Genomic DNA, 18012 nt, shown 5'->3' on the forward strand with positions numbered 1-18012 from the left:
CCTATCCTTTTCATTCAATGAAATTCTATTATCTGAAGGCTTCCTCGAATATCTCAACAATTTCTTTACTTTCATAAGGTTTGGCATTAGTCAGCGAACATACCCGAATATACTGCAATCGAGGGATAATAATTAATTTGGCAATAAGCGGATCTATACTTAAATCGGAAAGTAAGCGAATCGGTTCAACAGGTGGATCGATTAGAATTACTTTTATAGCGATATTCTCTTCCGTAAATGCTTCTACAGCGCGTTTTAACAGCCTTGTCCCTCTAGGAGTACAATCCGTAATAAAATGTACAGACAATGCAGAAGGCGCCAGCTGATTCAAGAGATCAATTTGGCTCGCATCTAGAATGACATTTATATGCGCATAATAATTCAGGCGTGTTTTTAATTCTGCCACCACTTCATCTATTTTTTCTAAATTATTATCGAGATTTCCTTCTAAGCATAGAAAAGGCCGTTCTATTCGTTCCTTCATAAAATCATCCAAGCTTAGAGGTATCAATCCATATTGTCCAAGCTTTGAATCTTTTGTAAGATCAAGCAATAGAGTATTCTGTCTACGCGATAGGACTCCTGACCAAGTAACTGAAGTAGCCGTTCTTCCAGTATCTGATGCTCCCACGAAAATGCGGAGTGAATTTTTGATAACACTATCTACAATTACTACATCCTCTACTCGTTGAGCCTGCAGCAGATTAATTAATTTTTGTTGATACTCAATAATAGTTGCATCTTCTTCACATAACTTAAAAACAAGATTCACAAGACTCTTGACCTTATCCTCCATAATGGAGAGAGATATTCTATTCTTCTGCAGGTCACCAATTAATTTACTGGTTATTGCAGCGACATTATGTGAGGAAAATAAAGGTTTAAGTGGTTTCATGATCTCGTTGATATAAATATTCTTAGACGGAAGATCTTCATCTAGATTACCTAACAGATCATTTACACTTTCGTCCATAGCTTTATATACTTCAATAATTTCTTTAGAAAGCTCCATAAGATCCATCTGAATACTTAATCTTGACTCTATTAATGCTTGCAGCTTTCCTTGGTCTTCGTACACCAATTTCACTGTTGTAATGGTATCTAATGCTTTTCTAACATTGTCTATACGAGCGTCTACTGTTGCTTCTGCAGATTTAACGATTGCGACCATAATGGAAATGACTTTCTCTGCAACAATGTGGCTTAATAGTCCTTGATAGGCAGAGCGATCTATACCAATTTGTTTAATTTCTTCAAATTTTAATTCAGCGGTCAAGGATGTGTCCTTAAAGATATGGGCTATTCTGATATCCATTACTTCCAGTAAGTTTACTAAGCCCGAGTACTGTGTACTCTCTTGCATGAGATCTTTGAAGATTTCATCCTTTTCCAAGGATTGTTTAAAAAAAGCGAAATCTGCAAATTGCCCCATTTCCATCACTCTTTGCTCGATAGGCTTTTTATCTATTAGAATCTCTTCGGGCGATACAGTAATTGCAAGTTCAGCTTGAATGTCTTCCTCGATCTTTAATGCCAAAATAGGTATCGAGATTAATTCATCACCGCTATTATCCCGTTCATCAACCAAGCTCTCTGAATTATTATGTATACGATTGTCACTTGATTCGAATACTCTTGTATCTCCGCCAATTAGATTCAATTGAAAAAATTCGCTAATTCCCTCCCCTATGGCTTCTATAGTTACTTTTACAATTTTTATTTTTTTAACATCTCCGTCAATTAATGCAGCTTCTTTTTCTTTTTGATAGAAAAATAACACTTTTACGGATGCATGTTTTTTTTGGATTGCTGCTTCCAGCATACGTCCCAATATCCCATTCATATCTTTAGGGCTTAGCACGATAGCGTCCATGTTGCTAATCTCTGGATCTAACGGAAGATTCTCGATAATCTTATTTACATTTGTTTGAAAGCCTTTATCCAGCAATGCTTTCTTAACATATGGACCCAATGAAGCTCCATAAATCATACCAAGCTTCCCCCTTTTTATCTTTTTTGTATGCTCCTAGATCTGTTAGTGGGAAATTAATCCATCAGATACATTTACAATAACACATTGTAATCATCTGGTATATAAGTTAATTCGACAAAATAAAAGAATTTATATGCAAATAATGAATAGTATGACATATTCTAATTTCGCAATGCAGGTTGTTCGGACTAAGGACAACTCCCGTTCATTTCCATCTTATGAAATTACTCTTTTATTTGTAATCCATAATTTAACATAAGTATACTGTATAAAATGATAAATTTCACCAAAATATTACTTTTTAACTAGTGCTCTCAAGCAGTATACTATTGATCTAGTAGGCAGAATAATCTTTTTCACTGTTTATGGCTCTCTTTCTCTTATAGTTCTGAGTATTTATATGCACCTGTAACAAACATATTTTCATTATAGGCTATACCTGAGTAATCATGACCGTCAGTTACTGTTCTATGAAATAGTACATCAGCATAACCATCGTACCATTTACCTAGATCTACCTTAAATGTTTCTGACGTGATCGATGGATCGTAACTATCTAATAGAGCCTCAGTAACATTATCTGAAGAAACTACTTTGAATTTAAAGTGAGTTCTAACTACGACCTTTGCTGATTCATACCTTGTTAAATACATCTCTGGATCGGCGTACCCGATAATTACTATGTGATTCTTTTTAACGAATTTAACATAGGATCTCATTGCAGCTTCTGTAATGCTAGAATCATCATTCTGAAAAGTCATTTCTTTTACTATAGCCTTCACAAATGTGTTTTCATCGATAGTTCTATAATCTACATTCAGGGCAGCAAGATAGTAATCTCTAATCTGATTTTCAGTTACTGAAAAAATAGATTTATCTAATCCCTTCCAATCCTCTTCGAATAACTTTTTATTGCTTATACCACTACCTCCCTTAGGGGTAGAAATCGTATATACATAAGATGGAATATCGGATAAGACATTCCAATTTTTGGAAATTACAGCAGGGGGCGTTGGAGCTAACATTCTACCCCAAGGATCAAGTTTGATTTCTCCTGAATCTACTTTAGCCTGAAATGCTTTATCACTAACTTTTACGTAATGAGAATCTCCATCCCATTTAACATCAGCATCCATTGCTTCCGATGCAAAGCGTAAAGGAACCATTGTACGACCGTCTGTCATTACAGCTGCGGTATCTAAAGTAATATTAGTACCATCAATCGATACATCTTTAGAGTTAAGTGGCATAACGATTTTCTTTCCTTTGTAGTTAAGAGTAACTGTACGAGTTTTATCATCCCATTTTACTTCTGCTCCTAGGCTTTCTGATACAAAACGTACAGGAACTAGAGTTCTGCTGTTAGCGTCCAAATACGGTTCAGTATCTGGGAATAATACCTTCTGGCCATTAACAATAACAGCAATCATGATTTGACCTTTTACTGACGCTGGTAATTCTTTTGCTGCAAATACGGAAGGAGATACTACTCCAGATATTAGTATAAGTGCTGATGTAATTACTGTTGCTATTGTTCTCTTAAACATAATTCTCATTTCTCCTAAGTTTGTTTTATTTAAGTTATTTATAAAATGTAAGCGTAAAATACTCCCCACCTAAAAATATGAATTTTTCTATGAGATAATCTTCCTCAGATTTAATGAAGGAGGTTCTCTTATGGATAGCAATCAACGAACTCAGGATTGGATAACAAGAATAGCAGACTTTAAATCCAGTGGACTTACAATGTCAGCATGGTGCAAAACGCATACGCAAAGTATGCATCAATTGAAGTACTGGCTCAAGAAAATGAATATTTCCGTACGTCCAAGCTCCTCATCTTCTTCCACGCAATGGCTGCCGGTTACTCTCGCTAGCAACAAACAAAAAGTAGATATAACGGGCAACCTCGTTGTTCGAGTTGGCTCTGCAAGTATTGAGGTTCCAGCAGACTTTAACGCCAATCTACTTCGTGACCTTGTACGCACATTAACTTCATGCTAAATGCTTCGAGCATCGAACGTGTTTACCTCGCTTGCGGCAATACAGATCTGCGCAAATCGATTGATGGACTCACCGTGCTGGTTAAAGAAGGCTTTGAGTTGGATCCCTTCTCATCCAGCCTCTTCGTATTCTGTAATCGCAATCGAGACAAACTCAAAATTTTGCATTGGGATCACAATGGCTTTTGGCTCTATTATCGTCGGCTGGAACGCGGTACATTTCGTTGGCCTTCTTCGAATACAACTCCTTTAGTCGTCGGTTACCGTGAATTGCGCTGGCTTTTGGATGGACTTTCACTTGAGCAACAGCAAGCGCATCCTTCCGTTACCGAACGCACCGTGATCTAACTTCAAGGAACAGGAAGTTCGAGATTTTGACAAAATTGTTGAAAGGAAAACGGTGAGCTAGGTCGAAAAAGTTAGATATGGAAACCACAACGGATACGTCCCACCCTACAATAGAAGAGTTACAACAACAAAATATAAAACTGGCCAAACAAAACGCCGAACTGTCTGCGAAGCTGGCTTGGTTCGAGGAGCAATTCCGTCTCAGCCAGAAGAAACAATTCGGTGCATCAAGTGAACGAACGCATCCGGATCAATTGGATCTCTTTAACGAAGCCGAGTCGGATGCCAATCCCGCTGCAGAAGAACCAACGTTGGAATCCGTTACCTACAGCCGCAAGAAACAAAGCGGACAACGAGAGGCCATGGTTGAGAATTTACCTGTAGAGACGATCGAGTACCGCTTGTCCGAAGAAGAACAAACTTGTTCATGCTGCGGTGGAAAGTTGCATGAAATGAGCACTGAAACGCGCCAAGAACTGAAGCTTATTCCTGCTGAAGTTAAGCTCGTGAAGCATGTGCGTTTCGTTTATGCTTGCCGTCGCTGTGAGGTCGAGGCGACCACGACACCTGTGGTTACAGCACCAATGCCACGTCCGGTTTATCCGGGAAGCCTAGTCTCTTCCTCGATGATGGCTTACATCATGAGCCAAAAATATGTAGAAAGCATGCCCCTTTACCGTCAGGAGCAGCAGTTTGCACGACTTGGCGTAGCCTTGTCCCGTCAGACGTTAGCCAATTGGATGATCCATGGTGCAGATACTTGGTTGCGATTGCTGGTTGAACGCATGCACGAGCATCTGCTTCAAAAGGACATTCTACATGCAGATGAGACGACCTTGCAGGTGCTGCGAGAACCAGGTCGATCTGCAGAGAGCCAGTCTTATCTTTGGCTTTATCGTACCGGGCGCGAAGGTCCGCCAATCATTATCTATGAGTACCAGCCAACACGAGCAGGGGAACACCCGCGCAAGTTTTTAACGGGTTTCAAAGGTTACCTGCATGTTGACGGTTACTCGGGATACCACAAGATAATGAATGTGACCTTAGTCGGTTGCTGGGCTCACGCCCGTCGCAAATTTGATGAGGCCCTGCAGGCATTACCGGATCCTAAACGATCCACTCCTGTAACTGCCAGTGAAGGTTTAGATTTCTGCAACCGTCTCTTCGCTATTGAGCGAGAGATTAAGGATTCTACACCTGAAGAGCGTACAACCATTCGAATGGCGCGTAGTCGCCCGATTCTGGATGCTTTTTCAGCATGGCTTCGTACACAGCGATCTCGCGTTTTACCCAAGAGTAAACTCGGGGAGGCAATTATTTATTGCCAAAACCAATGGGAGAAGCTCGAGACTTTCATGAATGAAGGTCGCTTAGAGATCGATAACAACCGAAGCGAACGCTCGATTAAGCCCTTTGTCATCGGTCGAAAAAACTGGATGTTCAGCAATACGCCTCGCGGTGCAAAGGCAAGTGCCATGATCTATAGTATGATCGAAACGGCTAAAGAGAATGGATTAAATCCAATGATCTACCTGACTTATCTATTTGAGAAACTCCCCAATTTAGAAGACCCAAAAGACACGAAAGCTTTAGATATGCTATTGCCCTGGTCACAGACTTTGCCTCTGACCTGTCGTGTATTCAATAAGAAAACCACTTAGTCCCCGTCCTTTGTACTTGTGCAAGGTGGGGGCTGTTTTACGCTTACTATAAAATAGACTGATTTTTATATATTTTGTAACCCTCCAACTCTTGAATTCAGGGACTCTCTTCTCTCTTCTATTCCACTTTGCCCTATAAAGATCTTCCTATAAATTGATAAATTTAAATGTTTTTAATATTGAATTTTTAAACTCATCTAGCATGGTATAATATTCATCCTCTAATATATTATCCTCAACATCATGTGTTTTATATATATAATCTACATCCCCATTTTCTGCTAGCATATTTGCAAACTCAATTGGTGATTGTCTAGTACGAAAACAGTTTCAATTATATCTAAATTAGGTTTTGATGAAGAAACTAGGGAGTTATCCTCTTTGACTTGTGTGGAGGCTGCAGTAAAATCAATTTTTGTTTCATTTTCAGTTTGACAACCTGAAGCTATCGTTATTTTATTTCAGAACTCTAAAAGAATCTAAAATATTTTTTATATCTAACAATAATTTATCATATTGTTCAGAATCTTCCTTGGCTTCAGCTCTTCCTTGATATATTGCTTCTGAAGGTCCAGTTGAAGTAACTATATGACCTTTAACGATGCCTAATTTTCTAAATGGAACCGCTTGTGATTCACCTCCGTTATTCCACCAATCATTCCATTCAGCTTCAGTTCCCCAAATATCGATTTCAAACAATATCGCTTTTTCTATATTCTTATTAATTGGCTGATAATAAATGATTGCTGTATCATCTGTTTCTTTAACTTCATATTTATCCTTCCAAGATTTCGGAATATTAATTTTAAAGCCTATTTTTTCATTTTTGTAGATAATTGGTCCATTTCCGATTTCTATTGGAGTTGTCTCTCTAACCCATTTTTCTATATCACTTAATCCGAGCTTCCCATCACTTTCGACTACCTTATATATCCAATTAAACTCTTTCGTTTCAAAATCTTGTTTATCCGGATACTTGATTGCAATTCTTTCATTAACATATACGTTGTATGTCCCTTCTTTTTCTAAGCTTTCTATTTTTTCTATTGAAAAATCAACCATTTTCTCTTGCACCCTTTTAGCATATAAATCTTTTACCAGCTTTTTCTGTGAATTATATAAAGGACTATTTACTATTAAAAGATTCTCTATTGCTGTAAACTCATTGTTATTTATAGCCTGTATTAATAAATTCTCATAGTTTGCAACAAGCTCACTAATAAAAAAATCATCTGCCTTTGCCCCGCCTAATTTGTCAATATCTAAAGGCGCATTAGTTGCAATTTCATTCTTAGATGATCCATTAACAACTGAAGGACTTGGCTTTTCGTTATTTGCTGGATCATTATTACTACATGATGTTAGTATAAACATTAAAGCTAATAGTATTAGATAAAACTTCATTTAATCATCCCTCACATTCTAACCTGAATTAATAAACGACTAATTTTTTAACGATTTCAATGCATCGTTTAACTCGTCTATATTTAATCTTTTCCATACACTAATTTGAACTTCTGTCGAGTTCCCACTAAAGTACCCAAGGTATTTACCATAAATACCCTGTTCTTTTGCATAATCTATAGCTTTATCCATATTCTGTTTCACCGAGACACCATTTTTTTCAATTATGGCTTTTTTTCCGTTATTCACCACTTTTCCACTTTCTGCATATATGGCTCTAATAATTTGCTCATCTGTCGCAGATAACATATCTAAAGTACTAAATGCATTCTCAATAACAACAGGCGCTCCACCAACTCCGTGTTGAACTGCCCTTGACCATAAGACATTTTTTAAAGCCTCACTTTTCTTATTAAAATCAACTCCTGTATCCTTAAGTACTTTTTTTGCTACAACGTCATAGTAAGCTTGTTTTGTGTAGTCATGCTGCAGCTGCATAAACAGAGAACTGTCTTCATTTGCAATGGCTTTCCATTCTGCATTAAAGCTTTCTCCATACTTGTTACCATCTTTTTTATAAGCATTTGATAGACTATCATAGAATTCATCATTTATGCCTTTTAACCAAAGAGTAAACGTATGAGGAACCCCAGAGGCACTAGCGAATTGGTAGGCACCGTAAGAAGCTCCACCTATGTCCCCGCTTCCACTTGAAATTGAGCCTGGTTTCCCATTTGACTCATATTTTGCAGATAAGCTTCCAAGCTTACTATCATCACCTTTAGTTGAGCCCTTTGACGGTGCTCCAACAGTACTTTCTATATCCTTTTCAGTATGGTCAGTTGGATTTTGATAACCTAAAGGTAGAGGTTTCTTTCCATCTTTTTGTATATTTATGATGGTAGCGTCATCTTGGATAATTCTTCGAATAGAACTAATATTGCTCTTTATTTTCCCATAACCTTTTCCCCAATTATCTTCAAGATTGTTTATTACAATATTTTGTTTGATGTCAGATAGATGATTAGGGTTACTATTAGTACCCGTTTCATGAATAAACTTTCCATTTCCAATATAAATCCCTACATGATCAATCCCTTCTCCATTGGTTTTCCAATCAAAAAGAATTAAATCTCCTGGTTTTAAATCATTGTATTCTGTTTCTATTCCTCTAGTAACTTGTATTCTAGTATTTGATCCAATATCAATTCCAAACAAAGTTTTATAAAGTGATGATGTAAAGTCAGAGCAATCCATATATGGCGGAGGATTATGTAAATCTAATACTTGAGTAGTTATTTTTCCATCGAGGCAATATGGAATTTTACCTTCCCATAATTTTGCTAATTCAACAACCTTATCCCTCCAGTAAGATGCATTACCTACATTATCCGATCCTCCTTGAGGCGTATTAATAACTGGATCAATATCATATTTAGTAAAATCAACCCCATCAATAAATTTAGCATCGAGATGAAAATCCTTAACCAACTTATTCCGTGCTTCTGTAATCTTGCTCTCTTCTTTAGCTTTACCGCTTTTATCCCCGATAAAATGCAGTGCTTTTTGGGCATTCCCAATGATGGCATAAAGGGCTTCAATCTGCCCAATCTGGCCTTTAGCCCAGTTTCCCTTCCCGTCCTTTAATATGCTTGTCGCAATCAAATAACGCAATTGATTATCAGCAGGGAGTTCAGATAAATCGCTTTTCATCGGGTTGTAATGACAAGCCAACAAAGGGGAACCTTTATAACGAGCAGAGAAATCATTACCTTCCTCATAATAAACACTCGCCACATTTAACTTTGCGAGCTTCACTCTTACTTTAATTGCTTCCTGATGAGCTCTGTCCTTGTAGGGCCCGTTTCCAAACTTGGTATACATGGCATGTGCCGCTTGGCAGCGACCAATTTCATCCAGGGCTTTTATAATTTGTTCAATTTGGCCCATTGCCCATTTCTGTTCACCTTCGGTTCCATTCGCCGTTAATTTTAATAAATATTTAACCTGATTATCTTCCTTCAACGTTCCTAGACGAGCTTCAAAAGTGCTGTCCTTTATTTTCACTTTAAACGATTTTGCTACAGCAACCAGCAGGGTCGGTATAGGCGCTAAAATAAGCCATATGGGATTCGTATCTGTCAGAGTTGTTGCGATATTATGTAATCCCGAAGCGATTTTTTTCTCCACTGCACCTAGCTTTGCCCCTGCTCCATGCACTAATTTATCCCAAAAGCCCTCTTTTACAGATACTTTCGTTAATGCGGTAACAGCAGCCTTATTCTTTAGCTCTGCTTCCTGTAATTGTCCGATTGCAAATTTAATAAAACCAGCCATGTCTTCCGCGCGGGTCGTTAATTGACTAATCAGTGCTTGCGCAGCTGAGGTTTGTCCCGAGATTTGAGCTAATAATTGACCATCCAGCTGATTTGCAAATCCGTTCATTCCATTACGTAGATAATTGGCATCATCGGTTATGTCCGTTAAGCCATTCAATAACCTTTGCATCGATTCTTCTTGGAATACAGCTTTGTTCGTGCTCATAAATGCCTCCCGTTAGTTACCATATTTAGAAACTACTCTTTTATTTGGAATCCACAATTTTACATCAGTATACTCCATAAAGCGATATAATTCACCAAAATATTACTTTTCAATTATGTCAGCGAACGTAAATAGCCCCCACCTAGTTACTAGGATGGGGACTATTCAACGCTTGCTTTGGCAAGCTGTTAGCTAATCTTATAAATCATCAGTGTGTTCCAGAAACATGCAAATCATCTGCAGAAGACTTCATCGTAGAGTAAACTGCTATTACCGACTGTGCTATAGAAGTAGTAGGAACAGAAGTACCATTTATATTCACAGGTTTGTTGCCTCCCGGAACCGTGTATTGAAGTGCATAAGTATCTCCCGCTGCCTTTATATCTACTGCCATTACTAGAACCAAAGTATTACTCTTCATATCATCTACATTTTTTTGAGTATAAGGTAAACCTGCTTTTACCCAAGTTGCTGATGAGGGTAACCCTAAAGTGAATTGCCAGCGTTGAGCTTGTTGGGCATAAGATTCATAAGGCACAGTTCCATTTGGATTGGCATCAAAAGCTCCCGTATTTCTATTAGTAGTAGAGCTTCCAATATACGTTCTATTTCTACCCGTAGGGTAGAGAATTTGAGCTGTTCCATAAGGATAATACCCTCCGTACGGAGAATCTGTTTTACCCCCAGCGACTTCTGGAGTGTTAAGACTAGCAGCCATAGTTGCTCCATCCGTATTATCCATTTCCGCTGGAGTAACACTTCGCCTACTTGCTTCAATCTCCCAATTTATGGCGAATATATTCTGGAATATTTTAGTGGGATCCCACCCAGGGACAACTACCCCATTCTTATTAATAGGAACTTGATCTCCTTTATTAGTCATATATACATCTACTGGAGTAATTACTTTGCTTACTGTATCCAAGGTGTAATAATATGGGATAATTTGCAAGCTGTCATAATAGTTTCCAATAGTCTGGATACTAGCTAGAATATTATAACCAATTCGCATAGGCTGATTTCGTAAAACTGGTATATTATTCTTTTCTGGAGATAATGGCAATGGTATAGGCTCACTATTATAATCGGGTACAAATCCATAGGTGTCCAAATAATGATTAGCAGGAGTAGCTAATTCGCCTCTAATATTAATTAGATCGCCCATAATTTCATTCTGATTATCAGGATCTACTTTCTTGATCACATTATCTACAAACCACGTAGTAGGTGCAACTGGTGTTTTGAATAGATTAGAAAATCTATAATCCCCAGTGTCTTGAATAACAAAGTTGCCTATCTTCCCTACAACATCAATTGACTTTCTCATTAGTGAACTATGTCTAGCTGCATGAGGTCTAGGTTCATTGTATCTAGCTTTATTAGTTGGATTATCATTATCTTCTTCTCCATTAATCGCTATAGATTTAAACTCTACTACTGAGCTTTTTCGCTCTGAATTAGATAATGGCACATAGAAAGTATACTTGTCATTAGGACTAGAAATAGGCAAGTCTATCCACGTGTCTGCTCTGTACATAACTTGGTTTAGAATAACATCGAACTCGAATTTAATAAGTTTAGACTTTGTCCATTTCGTGGTGTCCATATCATCTATAAAGCCTTTACCTCGAGAATCCGTTGTACTTGCAATTCCGTATTCATTTGTCCCCGCAAAGTCACCTTTATTGGGAAAATAAACATCGAACTCATGATCTAGATTGACAAAATTACCTGGAGTAAATGATGTCCCTCCTATAATAACAGGAGCATTTGCTAGTGTGGTTTTCTTTACTAATGAATAAGCCTCAGCAGGTATTCCTAATAATCCAGGATCGCTTAATTGCTCGATATCTATATTCGACATTGAGATGGTCGCATAGCCATCCCCCCCCCTGCCTCCTATTGTTGTTGAAGCATTAGATAATCCACCAATATATCCAGAACCACCGCCGCCTGAACCCTCATCTGCTTTACCTCCGCCTCCACCATAATAGCCTCCACCGCCTCCACCATTATCTGGAGAATCAATTACGGAATCACCGTCCCCGCCTATTCCTAAAGCTCCATTAATGCTTCCACCAATAGTCTGAGTTCCACCTTGTGCTCCCATATCATTTGTATATCCATTCCCACCGGTTAGACCTCCGCCCTTACCACCCATGTGTGCAGAGTCGTTATCCGCTTGACCTCCTCCTCCACCTGCCACGATAATCCTCGAAGCTAGGCTAGTCCCGCCCTTCCTAATATCGGTACCGCCACCGCCACTACTCGCATTAAGGTCACCATAAGAATCGCCTCCACCGTTCCAGCCTCCTGTAGCAGTAGAATACACGCCCGTTGATCCTACAGATCCTTTACCCCCCACGTAAATATGCAGCACCTCACCTTGGGCTAAATTCAAATCTCCTTTACTGTATCCACCTTGACCACCATAAGATCCCCCTCCCTGAGCTCCCCACACTTCTAACGTATATTTCCCATCAACAAGTGCTGTAAAAGTTTGAGCAGATCCTGTATGGCTATAATTCACCGGAGCTACGTTGTTTGGATTAGGAATACTGACCGTACTATAGCTTGGGTCTGGCATTTGGGAAGCTGATCCTGTATTGTTAAGAACTAAATTATCTGCAAACAAGTAATCTCTACCACTCGCCGTTCCTGAACTAATACTCTTCACCATTTGCACTCTGATCTTAACTGCGTTGCTGGCTGTGGTTATAGTTACTGTTTTTGACACAAATGTTCCCGTATTGACCGATAGAGAGCTATCATGAGTTGTAATTACATTACCTCCAGCATCCATATCCTCTACCCTAAAAAAACCTTCACATCTATGGCAGCTTAACAGTCCCGTAAAGGTGTAATGCGTATTAGGGATTGCAGTTACAGACTTGTAATAAGAGCCTGAATAATCTACACCTGACGTTCTTGGGTCTGTATTAATCTCAAAGGTTGTCAACCCTGATTGAACCCATTCATCTCCTTGTCGCTTGGTAAATGTGACCTTACTTCCCGGAGTAGCCGTCCAAGTGCTCCAGCCATTAATAGCTCCATTGCTCCCTATGGATTCTGCATCCCCGTTTGCCAATAGATTAGGTCTCCATGCTGGATTTAACACTTTCTCATATTCAACTACATCCGCAATTACATTCCCACCTAGATTTGCGGATGCTGCTGTTCTCTGATCGAAACTATCGTCAAGTGACATGACCATTGCTTTCTCGGAAGAAACTGGATCGTGTATGACAATATTATTCACTTTAGAATGCGAGGGTGAATAACTGGAAGCAAACTCTACTCCTACAGCATCATCGAAATTACTATTCTGGGTAATCGGATATCTATCTATACCAGTCCCGTCTAAATCATAGTCAAGAACATTCTTGTAGAATACCTTAGAAGTTCCTGTATTGTATTCTCCATTAGGCAGGGTGTCTATCATATCTATTGATGTCTTGTCCAGAAGCATTGCTGAACCGACTCTCGCTGGTCTATTAAGTCCAGCGGGCATTGTATCAAATATGGTAGCTACATCGGAATAAGTTCTTTTGCTATACTTATTTGATGTATCATAATACCTTCCATTATAGGAGCCAATGTTAATAGCATCTTTTGATTGGTTTGCAAAAGACTTGATATTCGTATCCCACATTTCTGCTTCAGTAGAATTAACATCAGGATAGTTTTGCTGCGCCTCTTTAGTTGCAGACGGTTTTTGGAAGTACATAATACTCTGATCTCCGGAAGAAGTCTGCAATATAAGCATGTCCGATACTACTGTCACATTGCCTAGAGCTTCTCTTCTAGCTTTGAATTGAGCATACTCCGTTGTTGTCTTATCCGTAGAGGAAGAATGAATAACTTCATAGTCTTCTACATTAGAATATGAAGTGTTGGTGTATCTAATTCCTTTAGCCCAACTAGCGTTCATTTGACCTGGAGCACAAGTTCCGTAATCATTACACCCATGTCCATCATCTTTGTTAGTCCTACCTGTCTCATTATAAACAACCGAATCGTGCTGAATAGTATCTCTTGAGTAGCGCAATCTACCAGCTTGGCTCGTATCCGTTGCGGCTATGTTTTGGAATATATTCGGATCTCCTGCAACTACTGTAGCTTTAAACTCCTTCTGCCCTGTTATCTCCGTCATACCGGTAACAGAGGCTTGATCTAGCTTCCATACTTTTGCCATCTTTATTTTCATATAATCATATTTTACAGTCTGAGTCCATGTATCTTGAACTGCAGGCATAGTATAGACGCTCGAAGGACCGTCTATTACTTGAGCCGGTATATGCCCTGTGACCGTTATTGTGTATTGACCATTAGTAGCAGAGCTACCCGTTGTAGCCTGATAATCGATCTTATTCTTGATAATGCAATTGTTAGGATCTATAGCAGGAGGGGCTGTTCCACACGAACCTTTTACTTCAGCCTCTTCTTTGTGCCCAATGCTTACAGTACTTTCTGGATGAGTATTACTGTTAGCCGTTATCGAAGCGCCCCAGTTCTTGAATGTTCTATCTACACTATCACTAGCAGCTTTATGAGAGATAGTATGCTTGTTAAGAGCAGTCACATAATCATCTGCTTGCTTCTTTGCATCATCGTAAGCCTTATCATCCCAGCTATCTGCTCCATTAGCTTGATGATCACTCCAAGTCCGCGAGGTTTTCATAGAGGTAGTACCTGTCCATGTTGCGTATACCGTTCCTCCGTTATGTGCATTTATAGTATAATTGCTTCCACCATTAGCTCCCGGTGCAGTGGGTACTGTGTAGTCTTTAGCTTTATCTCCATCTATAAACTCACTTTCAATTGCCGGGAATATGGACTGGTATTTTCTAGTAGAAGTAACCCCTGGAGTATACTTCAGCTCAACATCTACTATATATTCCGATCCACCAGATGCAAAGTAAAGGCTTCTAGTACTAGGTATTCCAGCCATCGCCTCGAATGTCTCATTACCTGGACTGGTATCTTTAATCTCTGACCAATAAGAAGGCGTAGATGTATAAGTAATAGTGGAAGGATCTTTTCTAAAGAAATTTATAGGTATTAACGTAGAGCCTCCTGCACTTCCATTATTGTCGAAGCATGTCTTAATGGCAGTAGGTAATCCAGCTTTAGAGCTCTCTAGCTCTACTTTTATACCATACTTGAATCCGACCTTACCTGGAGCTGGAATAGGATAATTAGATAGATCATCTGTATAGAGTGGCCCAGTAGCTCCACCCATCCACGCTAATATTTCAGCTTTTGTTGTAGCTACCCATTGCCCAGCAGTATATTTAGTCGGCTTCCATATCGGTACAGCTCCTGTGTTATTGCCTCCAGGTATATCTGCTCTAGTAGGAGTAATCTTAATCCGAAAATCAGTATATCCTCCTAGATAGTCCTTCCAATCATCTAATTGTGGAGCAGAGTCGGTAAAGTTTGGAGATATTGAAACGGACTTACCAATCTTAGACTGAAATATCTCACCGTTGATATTGGGTTGATCATCTATTCTTGGGGAGGCAATGCAGTCACAGCCTGGATCTTTATAGATAAGCGTTACCACTTCTCCACCTAGTGCCATTGGCGGATTACGTTCAATCGTATTCTTATCGCGCAAGAAGTTAGGGTAATCCCCAGGTAGATTTTTGCAGTCGTATGCTTCAGGAGCTTTTGGTTTGTCTATATTTTGATATTGGTATGAACAAGCTAATACATAATGCTTGCCTCCGTAGTCTAAGGTCGGCTTTATTAAATCGCTTTTCATTTTCATGGTTATTAATGCTGGATTGTAAAAGGTATTTGCATCTGGTATCTGCTTTGGAGACGGACTGGCTAATATAGCCCCGTCACCTATATGTCTGTACTCTACTTCCAGTTTAAAGCTTGGAGTTAAAGTTATGGTTTTCTCAGAATAAAAGGTTACGGGTCTATCGTAATAATCTCGCAAATCTATTCTGGCTTGCTTAGAGAAACCATTGGGTAATCCTCCTACTGCATCTCTTATTGCTTGTAAAGTGTAATACCTTGTAGTCCGATAAGAATTTGGCTTGTCTACAACTTGGAAAATAGCAGATAAATATACACGCGCGCCTTCCTTAATATTTTTAAGATTTTTAGTTCTTTCAATCTTAGAACTGGCTCTATCAGCCTTTATTGTAAATTCATTAGTAACGTACCACGCTCCGTCATTTCCTTTTTCTCTTTTAATTTCCTTCTGATTACCATCACAACCTGTTATGTCGTCTATAGTATCTGTCGGTTTAGGTGTTGCAGTAGGTACCGATTCTCCAGTTTTACACATTTTAAATTCCACATAATCATCTTTACTTTCATCAGGTGCTACTTTTAAAGCCGTACACTCTCCGGATGTCTGAGTCCTTGGTGTACTATCCTTAGACCTATCACAGCTCTTAGCCTCTCTTCTTACTATCCAAGATACTGTTCTATATACTACTCCAGATCCCTCCTTACTTTTTACTTTACTCGTCCAATCACCCGTATCATTACTTACTTTAAATAGATCCTTTACACTGTCATCTACAATTATTTCATCTCCTGAAGCTACATTTATATCGCCAGCATAGGGATAGCACATAGAGATGAGAATTAGCACTATTAATAAACGACTTAAATGTTTTCTCACTTCAACACCTCATATTTATATTGATCCGTCAAAAACATATTCTCTAGATTAACGTTAATAAACATATGCTCTTCTTGATAATTCCCAGCAGTAGTTATAAGCTTTACATCCGAATATCCGGTATACCATGTATTTCTCTTAAATTCTATTTTATCTGATTTATCTGATACATGGTAAGAGTCTAATATGGACTGTGTCCGATCATCCGATTGAATAATCTCGAATTTAAAATGAGTTCTTATTATTGGTAACGAATTCTCCTGCCTCGTGAGATAAGGTTCTGGATCAGCATAACCCCTTGTAATAATATGGTTATTTTTAACAAATTTAACATAGTCAATAATGGCTAAGTTTACATAGTATACTAGATTGTCAGAGTAATTAATGTCTAGAATCAGTGGTGTAATAGCGTCATGGAACGTTTTTTCATTTATTGTTCTATAATCTACATTTAGTACGGTTACATAATATTGACGTATCATATTAGACCATCTATCCAAACTTTCTCTAGAAGTAAAGATATTATTTCTATTGACATCGAAATATTTTTTATTATTTCTATCTGCTAAACCAACAGTTTCAACTATAGTTTCATAAGCCATATCAGGAAGATCGGTCAATGTCTTCCAATCCTTCGCTATAGCTGGATCTGAATTAGTAGCCAACTGTCGCCCCCAAGGATCAAGCTTCACTTCTCCAGCTTCAGCTTTAGCAGTAAAAGCTGCGTCATTCACCTGCACAGCATGAGCCGGCTCGTCCCATACGACTGTAGCTTCCATCGCTTCGCTTACAAAACGTAAAGGCACCATAGTACGTCCTTCTGTTAATACGGCTGACGTATCAAGAGTAATAGGCGCTCCATCAATAGACACTTCATTCGAATTAAGTGGCATAGTAATAACTTTTGATTTGTAAGTTATTGTAACGACTTTAGATGCTGCATCCCATTTAACTTCTCCTCCTAGCTTCTCTGATACGAAGCGCACAGGAACCATCGTTCTTCCATTGTCATCAATAAAGGGTTCCGTATCTGGGAATAAAACTTTAAGACCATTTACGATGACTGGAATCATCATCTGACCTTTTATAGGTGCTGGTAATTCAGTAGCCGCTAATGATGTTGTTGATGAAATCACTGCTAATACCACTGCTGTTGCTATTGTTTTCTTTAACATATGTTTCACTTCTCCTCTGTAGTTATTGCAATTTGGTTGACACTACCTGTTCATTCGGTAGCCCCGGTATTTTCCCAATGTTCCCTAGCTTCATAAATCATCATTATATAATGAAGAGGTTTTCAGCAAATTCCAACTGACAAACCTGTTCTTGATGGCCGTTAAGTTTTTGAATAACCTTAGCATGGAATCCTCGCTCATAAACACCTCCCGTTAGTTACCATATTTAGAAACTACT

General features: G+C 38.7%; 9 protein-coding genes. 3 read left to right on the forward strand and 6 right to left on the reverse strand.

The genetic code is table 11. The annotated features are described in order from the left end of the window. Window positions 1–28: 28 nt before the first annotated feature. Entirely contained in the window at window positions 29–1990 is a 1962-nt protein-coding gene (locus tag EHS13_RS30070) for a hypothetical protein (RefSeq protein WP_155703910.1), read from the reverse strand. Between the two features lie 383 nt (window positions 1991–2373). Continuing rightward, a complete protein-coding gene (locus tag EHS13_RS30075; RefSeq protein ID WP_162463321.1) occupies window positions 2374–3540 on the reverse strand; it encodes a stalk domain-containing protein in 1167 nt (388 codons plus the stop codon). 130 nt (window positions 3541–3670) lie between these two features. Between EHS13_RS30075 and tnpA the strand changes: the two genes are divergently transcribed. From tnpA to tnpC, 3 genes are all read left to right on the forward strand, one after another. Beyond that, window positions 3671–3997 carry an IS66 family insertion sequence element accessory protein TnpA gene (tnpA, locus tag EHS13_RS30080; RefSeq protein ID WP_155698876.1) on the forward strand — a complete coding sequence of 109 codons (327 nt, stop codon included), beginning with the start codon at window positions 3671–3673 and terminating at the stop codon, window positions 3995–3997. Continuing rightward, window positions 3991–4344: an IS66 family insertion sequence element accessory protein TnpB gene (tnpB, locus tag EHS13_RS30085; RefSeq protein WP_155698875.1), complete on the forward strand. Its 354-nt coding sequence runs from the start codon at window positions 3991–3993 to the stop codon at window positions 4342–4344. The genes tnpA and tnpB overlap by 7 nt, the downstream gene beginning before the upstream one ends. Before the next feature lie 77 nt (window positions 4345–4421). Next, window positions 4422–6005 (forward strand): IS66 family transposase, encoded by a 1584-nt coding sequence (gene tnpC / locus EHS13_RS30090; RefSeq protein WP_155703912.1) that lies wholly within the window; start codon window positions 4422–4424, stop codon window positions 6003–6005. Window positions 6006–6461: 456 nt separating this feature from the next. On the opposite strand, the gene EHS13_RS30095 is transcribed toward tnpC, so the two are convergent. The 4 genes from EHS13_RS30095 to EHS13_RS30110 form a co-directional block, all read right to left on the reverse strand. After that, window positions 6462–7409, reverse strand: a complete 948-nt coding sequence (locus EHS13_RS30095; RefSeq protein WP_155703913.1) for a TcaA NTF2-like domain-containing protein — start codon at window positions 7407–7409, stop codon at window positions 6462–6464. Between the two features lie 39 nt (window positions 7410–7448). Further along, window positions 7449–9953 carry a C40 family peptidase gene (locus tag EHS13_RS30100; RefSeq protein ID WP_155703914.1) on the reverse strand — a complete coding sequence of 835 codons (2505 nt, stop codon included), beginning with the start codon at window positions 9951–9953 and terminating at the stop codon, window positions 7449–7451. Window positions 9954–10161: 208 nt separating this feature from the next. Next, entirely contained in the window at window positions 10162–16599 is a 6438-nt protein-coding gene (locus EHS13_RS30105) for a glycine rich domain-containing protein (RefSeq protein ID WP_155703915.1), read from the reverse strand. Further along, on the reverse strand, window positions 16596–17774 hold the full coding sequence (locus EHS13_RS30110; protein WP_155703916.1) for a copper amine oxidase N-terminal domain-containing protein: 1179 nt from the start codon (window positions 17772–17774) through the stop codon (window positions 16596–16598). The genes EHS13_RS30105 and EHS13_RS30110 overlap by 4 nt, the downstream gene beginning before the upstream one ends. Window positions 17775–18012 lie beyond the last annotated feature (238 nt).

The sequence above is a fragment of the Paenibacillus psychroresistens genome, assembly GCF_009728935.1.
Taxonomy (GTDB): domain Bacteria; phylum Bacillota; class Bacilli; order Paenibacillales; family NBRC-103111; genus Paenibacillus_AC; species Paenibacillus_AC psychroresistens.